Below are 8,893 nucleotides of genomic sequence, written 5' to 3'. Positions count from 1 at the left end.
TCAGGAGTCGCAATTCTTTATTTATTTCTTCTGAATACTGAATTCACAATTGCTGAATTCTTCTTCAAACTGATAACTGGTAACTGGTAACTGGTAACTGGTAACTGGTAACTGGTAGCTGGTAACTGGTAACTGGTTTAAATATTCAAACCTACGGTTGATTAAACTGATGTCCTAAATTGTCACAATTGCCTTAAATAGATTGACAAAATTATCAAAAAGTGCGTTAACTATGATTCAATCTTGGATGGTAATTGGGGCTGTCACTTTTGTGATTGCAGTTGGTAGTTTTTTCATCACGCCTCGTGATGTTAAGTGGTTTGCACAGTTAACTCGCCCTAGGTGGTTGGTTTTTGAACCGCTGATTCCGTTTATCTGGACTTTTACATTTGTTTGCGGTGCAGCTTCTGCCAATATTGTTTGGCAAAAAAATCCAGGAAGTTTGATAACCTGGGTGCTAATGGGTTTATATCTTCTGCTAGAAATTATTACTGTCTCCTACATCCCGGTGATGTTAAGGTGGCGCAGCCTGAGAATAGGAGAAATTCTTGGGTCAGTTGGTGTTATCTTAGGTGTGCTGCTGACACTCTCTGTTTTGCCAGTTTCTAAATTTGCAGCGCTGCTACTTCTGCCATACTTGGCTTGGAGTCCAGTGGGAACTTATACGACTGAGGAATTAATCCAGCTTAATCCTCAAGATGCGTAGATGCGTTAGAAAATACGTCCGTAGCGTGCAACCACGGGATGATTTGGATTGGTTTCGTTATTCAGCCAAGCCCACATCTGATCTCCTAGGGAAAAATGCCACCATTCTCTAGGATTACGTCTAAATCCGGCTTTTTCCATAACATCGCACAATAGCTGGCGACTAGTATGGTATTCTTGTGCGAGTGGATGAGAAGAATTGGCAAAGTAATGTGGATGCGATCGCTCTGACATTTCATCTATCGGCGAACCCATCTCGACAATTTCCCCCGCATCATCTACCAATGTCACATCCACAGCAGCACCCGTACTGTGAGGAGGCGGTGTTTTTTCATCCAAACTTGGTTCAGCCCAAATTTTATAAACTTCCTCCCAGAGTACTTGGCTTTTGTCTGGTGATAACTCAGCCTCAGTCAGTCCTGCCATTTGCAAAGCTTCGCCAAAAGCGTAATTTACCATAAACTTTTGCACAGCGACAGGGCGATAGGCATCAAAGATTTGGAGACGCCAGTCAGGATATAGCAGTTGGAGATTTTTTTGAGCTGCTATGAGGCTGTCAACAACGCTTTGACGAAGAAAATAAGGAGAGTGTTCACCATAAGGCGCACCCAATTTTTCATAAGGATGAGGAGATTCCACCGCGAACAGTTCCAAAGGAATCTCTACTAACGGTTCACCACACTCGACGATTGGTATTTTATGATAAGGTCTCATTCGTGATGTTGACAGCAAGACGATTGTTTTGTTGCTGTTCCTAACGCTTCTGGTACTGGATCATAACCTCCCGGATGAAACGGATGACACCGCAAGATACGCCGAATTGCTAACCAACTACCGCGCCAGACTCCAAAACGTTCAATTGCTTGGATAGCATACATTGAACAAGTTGGTTGAAAACGGCAAGTTGGAAGAAATAGCGGCGAGATAAACATTCGGTAGAAGCGAATCAGCAAAATCAATAATAGTTTCATTGCTGTCACGAAATCTAATAAAGTGGTATTTAGGGCTATAACTATCTATTTTGTGGCATCATTGCTGAGTTCATTTTTTGATTTAGAATCTACTTTCTCTTTGTGGCTACAAATTGCTGTCGTTGCAATTTGGGTTGTGTTTGTGCTTATTATTGCAGGGGTGGTCAATCGCTTCGGTAGTAAAGATCCAGAAATTGTACGGAAGATAGTTCACATTGGCACAGGTAATGTGATTCTACTAGCTTGGTGGCTAGATGTCCCTCCAATTGTGGGCGTTACAGCTTCAATTGTAGCGAGTGCTGTGACCTTATTGTCCTACCGATTTCCAATTCTGCCTGGTATTAATAGTGTTGGACGCAAAAGTTTCGGGACATTTTTCTATGCCGTGAGTATTGGTATTTTAATCACTTGCTTCTGGACACTGCAACAACCTCAGTATGCTGTACTAGGAATCTTAGTGATGACGTGGGGAGATGGATTAGCAGCTTTGGTTGGACAGCGATTTGGACAACATAAATATAAAGTATTTGGCAGAGAAAAAAGTTGGGAAGGTTCCCTGACAATGACTGTTGTGAGTTTTTTGATCAATAGTTTGATTTTAGTGAGTGTACAAGGAAACCATTGGCAAACTTGGCTGATATCTTTGACGGTTGCTTTAGTTGCTAGTGGGTTAGAAGTTGTTTCGTTTCTTGGTATTGATAATTTGACAGTTCCTTTAGGTAGTGCAGCACTTGCTTATGTTCTAAGCCAGTTGATGGGAAATGGGTAATGAAAAGTGGGGAAATGTTTACACGTCATTAGTAGTGGTAGCGCCCGTGACGGTAATATCTGTAGGGATTACGATATATCTCGCGATCATAGATGTACTGAGGATGGTAGTGTCTATGATGATAATATCTGTTGTCATTATAATGCCGCCTGCGGTAATGAATGTGCTGTGGATAGTATCTGCGACGGTAATCAGAACCGTAGTCTTGTGGGCAAGGTTTATGATGACGGTTATATCGACGAGTTTTGTAATGGTGACGGCGTTTATGATGTTTTAGTTGTTCAACATCAGTCTCCCAATCTGCTTGAGTTAACGAATCATCTTCAATCTGAACAACTTGCGTTTTTAATTCCTCATAGTTTGGTTGTGTCTGAACTTCTTTTTGGACTGACGCTGTAGCTACCTCTAATCCAAGGTAACTGGGTAACACTAAAGCACTAACTATGAATTTCCAAAACATTGTTTCATGCTCCTCATTTCTCGTTCCCTAGCAAAACTAGGGAATGTCTATTGTGAGACTTTGGTTGAAAAAAGGATTTACGCAGTGAAACGAAAAATTAAGGCTGATTCTGCTGAAGGATAACAAAGCCTCTATTAATGCAATACCATCGACAGCAAGGTGAAGAGAGTTCCTGGTGAGCGTTACCTTACTTTGTTTTAAAAAAAATCTTAATACATCAAAAAGTTAAGAAACCGCAGCCTGTAACCTAGACACGTGGAGAATGGTGAGACAAGGCAAATGATAGTGAGTTCCTCATTTCAGCGCAGCTATACAAGTTGCCACTGGGTAATCTGGATGAAAATCATCTAAATCTTGAGGCGATAACTCTTCGGCTGCAACTCCCATAAAACTTGCTAAAACTGTTAAGGGATTACCGTAAATATGCAAATTGGACTCAGAAAAATCTTGAAATAACTGTTTCATTCCATCTGGCAATGGTCGCCAATAATCTTTAGGAAGGCTATGTAATTTTTGAGCACTGGGAACCATACAAAAACACTTACCACCAACTCGCAGCCAACTATAAATATTCTGAACAACCACCCAAGGATTATGACAATGTTCTAACACGTTAAAGACCAATACTGTATCCAAAGATTCTGGCATGATTATTGTTGAGTCATGAGCATCCCCAACTACAGTAACTCCTGGTCTAGATACTAGGTCAAGAGTTTGATATTCAGTTGCAACAGAAAGCTGATAAATTTCTTTATTCAGTAGCACACCACCTATTTCTAATACAGAACCGACAACTTGATGTCGAATCTCGCTAATAAATTTATCTAAGTAATATCTATCAACAGGAGTTCCTCTGGTAAAGCCAAACTTATGACATATAGGAAACCGCCGTTTTAAATCACCCCAATCTAAAGTATTTACTGCTGGAGAGAGCAGACCTAGTGTTTCTAAATATTCTACCGTTTGACTAAAATCCTCAAAAGTATTAATTTTTTGTTCGTCTGCTATCAAATTTTCTTGGTCAAATAAGCACAGAAGTACGTAAGGATTTTCTTGACTAATAGCACTAAAATTACTGTGCTGATCTGCACTCATCAGACCAGACAATCCTTGTTTGGAAATCTTTAATGTTTTATGAGCTAACAGAATCAGCAATTCCTCCAAGTCATAACGTATTCGTTTACATTGGTTTAATAGGTGTTCTGAAATGAGTGAAGAATCCATCTGCTGGAAGCGCTGATACGCAGCTTCTAAAGATTGTTCATGGATAAAAATTTCTAGGATAATCAACCAAGATTTGTTAGCAATAATTTGGGTTTTATTCCGATTAGTGTCAAATATTGCCACGACTTGAGAATCTTTTACAGTTAATAACGCACTTGGTACATAAAATTTTTTCATGATAATTTTTCTTAGCTCGACTTGATCCATAAAGTTGAGCTTAGAGTTGATTTTTAAAGTAAATCTTCAGTAGGAAAGGCAAAAAGTGGTGTGGATCTTCCTCTGACTTGATTAGCGTTGCGTTACGGCGTTTAGTCTCGGCTTTCTTCATTTTGAATTTTGTTAGCGCAGCGGTGCGCAGCACATTTTGAATTTTGAATTGGTATTATGTGGTGCTGCGTTAGATGCTTTTCACATGTTTTTCGTAACAACTCACACCGAAAGTATGCGCGTAACACATCTTACAAGAATTTAATGTTTACTTTATAAAAAACTCTAAGTTAATTGGCTATTAATCACAGGCTTCCCTGTAGATATTGCCTTTTCAATAATATCAACTGCACGAGTGACTCCACCTGCTCGCTGAATAGCTTCTTGCAATTTAGAGGCGTTCTTTTTGTAAGTATCTTCATTCAGCACTCGTTGTATAGCAGTTCGTAACCTAGCAACATTCAAACGAGACAAAGATACAACTTCACCTGCTCCCGTCCACACAAGACGCGCCCCCACTCCAGGCTGATCATAGGTAATTGGAATTGCTACCATCGGCACCCCATTTTTCAAGGATTCTAAAACTGTAGAAGCGCCCCCGTGAGTAATCACGAGAGTCGCTTTTTTAAGCAGTTCTAATTGGGGTGCATAACTGACAACTAAAGGTGAACCGGGCAGTTCTGGCAAAGATTCTGGACTATTTCCGCCACCTAAAGAAATGACTAGTTGGATGTCCAGCCCCACACACGCCTCGGCAATGCATTGAAAAATCCTCATCTGACGGTTTTGCAAGGTACCCATTGAGGCGTAAATCAGTGGTTGGCCAGTCAACTTTTCAAACGGGAAAGAAACTGGTTCTCTACTGATCTCATTAGCTAAAGTTCCCATGAAATGAAAGCATTTAGGCAACTCAGTACGAGGGAACTCAAACTCAATCGGCTGTTGACTCAACTGAGCCAATTGTGAATAGGAATCGCTAGGGTGAGACAGCCAGGGCAGCTTCCACTCTTGGCGATACTCTCTGACTAGCTCCAAAATAGGTTGCTCAATATAATTAATTAACTTGTAACCAGCTTTGTTACGTAGACGTGCCCACCCAGATGGATTATAAGCCCAAGAAGTGAAAAAGGGAGGAATGCTATCTTCAGGGTGGAGCAGTAAACCACTGCATACGCTAACGAAGGGAATATCCAGCAATTGTGCAACAGAACCTCCTTCATAGGAAGTTTGGTCTACTAGTAAGGCTTCTATTCCTTCTGACTTGATTGCTTCTGGGGCGTCCCGAAGCAGCACAGCCACATCCTCTTTGACCATCTTGAGGTTGGATCGCAAGGCTGCTAAACCAACCATCTCTCCTGCTTTGGTATGCTTTTGGACTGTCCTCTCGCTAGTAATATCAAACTTCCCGAGTGTACGGAAGCCTAATCCCAATGCGACAGCCTTAGCTTCTGCATAGGGCAGACCTAATAAGGTGACTTGGTGACCTCGTTGTTTAAGTTCCCAGCCCAGAGATGTCATAGTACTGATATGGGCAACTGCGGAGGGACAAATCATACCAAAATGGGTCATAGATAGTAATACCGATACTTTTTTGCTAACGTTAAGCTAGGCAGTTTTCATCCATGCCATCTAAATCTACCATCTATATGTACTTATTTTTTGCTGTCGCGAAACAACTCCTGTGAACGGTTACCATTCAAAAGATTTTATTATATTTTGCCAGATGACATCTTAAATTAAAACTATTCCAAAAAATCAAAAAAAGGTTGTTGCTTCATTTGTGGATATAATTGAAAAAAATACATCTTGCCGCCAATAAATTGTGAAATATACCAGAGACAATTTTGAGTTGAGTTGTCTTGTTAAGAACTACAATAATATAGATAATATAGTTGATGAATTTCTAAGTCTTTCGTTTTAAAAAACAAGTTATAGCAGTCCTACTCCCTTCGCGCTATCAAATTACCTATCTTCTTTTTTCTTCCTATGCGCGGCGCACGCTACGCGGAGCGCGATAGGCAACAGCCGTGCCGCAGGCATACCCGGAGGGCAATGTCTCTACCGTATTGCAGGCAATTGAAAACCGCTATATATCAGCGGTTGGTATCGCAAAAACTAATATTACCAAGAAATTTTTAGATCTGATTTGTAAAGTTAATTTCGATTAACAATAGGCACCACCCGCGCATGGTGCCTTGGGAATCGCCTCACAGAATGGTAGCTTGCATACTTGAGGGAACTCCCGAAAGACGCACGACCTAGGGCTACCACCAATTGTCAGCTGTCCTTTCGTTATAAGGCTCTCCTGTAAATGGTTGTACGCCAGTATTGGGATATGCATCATCTGATGGTCCAAAAATACGCATGGCAGCTTCAGAAATGTATTGTGTGACCTTAGCAAGCATCTCGGAGATAACCATAATATAAGACCCCTATTTTTGTTATCGCTTCACTTGCGATATATCTTCTAACATCTCTACTTTAGTTCTTCATTTTCTCCTTAGCTCTCATTGGCAATATATCTACATTCTCTGCAATAATCAGTGATAGAGAGTTGCAATACTTTAGCTTAAAAAAATATAGCAATTCTCTTTGGTCTGTAAGAATTCTTTTTTGAACATAGAGGCGTAAAAGAAATAGACGAGCGCGTCGCCACCCTTTATGGGTTCTAGGAAAATAGAGAAAATAATAAATCTTACTTCGCTTATTATATTAAGAATTGCTAAGCTAAAAACCATGCAATCTCCTGTTTACCTTCTCACCGTTGAAGAAGAAGAATTGCAGTCAGAACATAAAGTTTTGAAACATGACGAGGTCTAACACGGAAAAAAATGGGCAGGCTTTCTGGGTTAGCGCGACTCCCACACGATTAATCGAGGGGTTCTCTCACCGTGCCATTTTTTTGGGGACAAATGCGATGAAGAATGTAGTCTGGTGATGGTTCATCCTTCGTTTGCTATTCTTTTACAGAATGATTACTCCCTTTCCGCCGGAAGATTACCTATTTAAATGAACCGCATTAGCGCAGCGTGTCCGCAGGACATAGACACAAAGAGCGCATTAGCGTGCGATTCGTTTAACCTAATTGAGTGAAATAACACACTCAGGGACGGTTAGCATGGTCTCAAAACCATGACAACTAAATGACCATGTAGGTGAAAGTAAGTACCCTAGAAAGCTAAGTCCTACCCTGTAGGTGCAACAGTGAAAACGCTATCCCCAACTGAGAGACTGGTTATCAAACGGTGGAATGCTGGGATAGTTAAATGGCAGAATTCCAAGAGCCGTACTTGGCAACCTGCCTAGTAAGAACCTATGAGCAACCTAGTAGTGAAGATGTGTCGAACCATCGTTAGGTCTGATGGGTATACGACGGCTGATTAAGCCCAAGCCAAAAAGGCAAGGATAATGGGGCATTGGCAATTGTTATATTGACCAATAAGCACTGCCTCCAAACCCGGTGGACAGCATCGCTCTAAGGGTTTTAATAATGGTTATTTGGAACGAATTAATCCTCTTAATTTGTTCTCAGAAGGGTCGATTTCTGAGTAGGAAACCATCCATAAACAATAAGAGGAAAAGATTGAGTCAGAAGCGAAAGCCTTGGGTAATGCCAAGGATATGCCAACAGACTTACGATGACTTGGAAGATATAGTTTCTAGTAGCAGTAAACATGTCTAAAACGAGTTTAAAGACTACGGTGGAATGGAATAAGATAAACTGGCGAAAGCTAGAACGTCAAATTTTTAAGCTGCAAAAAAGAATATACAGCACATTTCAAGTAAATGAAGTACACTACTGAAGTCTAAAAGGCAGATAGAAAGCTCTTTTTACTTCTGACCGGAGGCGGAGCTTTCCTTGCTCCGCTCCTGACTCCTGACTCAGGAATTGCTGCTGTATCAAGCCTCTACTCGTGGAGATGTCAAAGCAGTTCGCCGACTCCAGAAAACATTGATGAGGTCTAGGTCAGCAAAGTGCATTGCGGTCAGAAGGATCACTCAGGATAACCAAGGGAAAAGAACAGCAGGAGTGGATGGAGTAAAAGCTCTGACCCCAGTAGCTCGTCTAACCTTAGTAAAACAACTGAGATTAACCCAGAAATCCAAACCAACACGGCGAGTTTGGATACCAAAACCAGGAACAAATGAAAAAAGACCACTCGGTATACCGACAATGCATGATCGTGCTTTGCAGGCGCTAGTTAAACTAGCCTTGGAACCTGAATGGGAAGCCAAGTTCGAGCCTAATTCCTTTGGATTTCGACCAGGGCGTTCCTGCCACGATGCAATCGGAGCAATATTCAACCAAATCCGGTACAAAGATAAATTTGTGCTAGATGCGGATATTTCCAAATGCTTCGACCAAATCGACCATGAAGCACTGCTAACAAAAGTAAATACATTCCCGACACTACGCCAACAATTAAAAGCATGGCTTAAGTCAGGAGTGAAGGACGGCAAATCGCTGTTCTCAACATCTGAGGGTACGCCGCAAGGTGGAGTTAGTGTGCTACGAAGCACTTAGTGGTATTGCTTACGGTCATTAGAAAATAGGAG

Annotated in this window: 10 protein-coding genes; 4 read left to right on the top strand and 6 right to left on the bottom strand. The window is 41.2% G+C overall.

The window, feature by feature from the left end; translation table 11 throughout:
- Positions 1-232 precede the first annotated feature (232 nt).
- Positions 233-706, top strand: a complete 474-nt coding sequence (locus tag DP117_RS28845; RefSeq protein WP_169221638.1) for a TspO/MBR family protein — start codon at positions 233-235, stop codon at positions 704-706.
- 5 nt (positions 707-711) lie between these two features.
- Here DP117_RS28845 and DP117_RS28840 read toward each other — a convergent pair whose 3' ends face one another.
- Entirely contained in the window at positions 712-1,419 is a 708-nt protein-coding gene (locus tag DP117_RS28840) for a M15 family metallopeptidase (RefSeq protein ID WP_169221637.1), read from the bottom strand.
- A complete protein-coding gene (gene yidD / locus DP117_RS28835; protein WP_017319336.1) occupies positions 1,416-1,676 on the bottom strand; it encodes a membrane protein insertion efficiency factor YidD in 261 nt (86 codons plus the stop codon). Before yidD ends, DP117_RS28840 begins: the two co-directional genes overlap by 4 nt.
- A gap of 61 nt (positions 1,677-1,737) precedes the next feature.
- On the opposite strand from yidD, the gene DP117_RS28830 reads away from it, so the two are divergent.
- Entirely contained in the window at positions 1,738-2,445 is a 708-nt protein-coding gene (locus tag DP117_RS28830; protein WP_169221651.1) for a diacylglycerol/polyprenol kinase family protein, read from the top strand.
- Between the two features lie 28 nt (positions 2,446-2,473).
- Here the strand turns inward: DP117_RS28830 and DP117_RS28825 are convergent, their stop codons facing one another.
- The 4 genes from DP117_RS28825 to DP117_RS28810 form a co-directional block, all read right to left on the bottom strand.
- Complete coding sequence (locus DP117_RS28825) at positions 2,474-2,905, bottom strand: hypothetical protein (RefSeq protein ID WP_169221636.1); 432 nt, start codon at positions 2,903-2,905, stop codon at positions 2,474-2,476.
- Between the two features lie 294 nt (positions 2,906-3,199).
- Complete coding sequence (locus tag DP117_RS28820) at positions 3,200-4,306, bottom strand: methyltransferase domain-containing protein (RefSeq protein ID WP_169221635.1); 1,107 nt, start codon at positions 4,304-4,306, stop codon at positions 3,200-3,202.
- A gap of 315 nt (positions 4,307-4,621) precedes the next feature.
- Positions 4,622-5,905: a glycosyltransferase gene (locus tag DP117_RS28815; protein ID WP_169221634.1), complete on the bottom strand. Its 1,284-nt coding sequence runs from the start codon at positions 5,903-5,905 to the stop codon at positions 4,622-4,624.
- A gap of 695 nt (positions 5,906-6,600) precedes the next feature.
- Complete coding sequence (locus DP117_RS28810) at positions 6,601-6,756, bottom strand: hypothetical protein (protein WP_169221633.1); 156 nt, start codon at positions 6,754-6,756, stop codon at positions 6,601-6,603.
- 1,254 nt (positions 6,757-8,010) lie between these two features.
- Here DP117_RS28810 and DP117_RS28805 point away from each other — a divergent pair.
- Together DP117_RS28805 and DP117_RS28800 are read left to right on the top strand one after the other, a co-directional pair.
- Positions 8,011-8,139 (top strand): reverse transcriptase N-terminal domain-containing protein, encoded by a 129-nt coding sequence (locus tag DP117_RS28805; RefSeq protein WP_211176404.1) that lies wholly within the window; start codon positions 8,011-8,013, stop codon positions 8,137-8,139.
- An 86-nt stretch (positions 8,140-8,225) separates the two neighbouring features.
- Positions 8,226-8,861 carry a reverse transcriptase domain-containing protein gene (locus tag DP117_RS28800; protein ID WP_248277873.1) on the top strand — a complete coding sequence of 212 codons (636 nt, stop codon included), beginning with the start codon at positions 8,226-8,228 and terminating at the stop codon, positions 8,859-8,861.
- Positions 8,862-8,893 lie beyond the last annotated feature (32 nt).

Origin of the sequence: Brasilonema sp. UFV-L1 (genome assembly GCF_012912105.1) — a bacterium.
Classification (GTDB): domain Bacteria; phylum Cyanobacteriota; class Cyanobacteriia; order Cyanobacteriales; family Nostocaceae; genus Brasilonema.
Note: the sequence above shows the minus strand (reverse complement) of the source record. Positions and strands in the feature narration are given on the sequence as shown.

Excerpts from the sequence above, each read along its gene's own strand:
- DP117_RS28845 (WP_169221638.1), top strand. The coding sequence starts at position 233 with ATGATTCAATCTTGGATGGTAATTGGGGCTGTCACTTTTGTGATTGCA.
- DP117_RS28840 (WP_169221637.1), bottom strand. The coding sequence starts at position 1,419 with ATGAGACCTTATCATAAAATACCAATCGTCGAGTGTGGTGAACCGTTA.
- yidD (WP_017319336.1), bottom strand. The coding sequence starts at position 1,676 with ATGAAACTATTATTGATTTTGCTGATTCGCTTCTACCGAATGTTTATC.
- DP117_RS28825 (WP_169221636.1), bottom strand. The coding sequence starts at position 2,905 with ATGTTTTGGAAATTCATAGTTAGTGCTTTAGTGTTACCCAGTTACCTT.
- DP117_RS28820 (WP_169221635.1), bottom strand. The coding sequence starts at position 4,306 with ATGAAAAAATTTTATGTACCAAGTGCGTTATTAACTGTAAAAGATTCT.
- DP117_RS28815 (WP_169221634.1), bottom strand. The coding sequence starts at position 5,905 with ATGACCCATTTTGGTATGATTTGTCCCTCCGCAGTTGCCCATATCAGT.
- DP117_RS28810 (WP_169221633.1), bottom strand. The coding sequence starts at position 6,756 with ATGGTTATCTCCGAGATGCTTGCTAAGGTCACACAATACATTTCTGAA.
- DP117_RS28805 (WP_211176404.1), top strand. The coding sequence starts at position 8,011 with ATGTCTAAAACGAGTTTAAAGACTACGGTGGAATGGAATAAGATAAAC.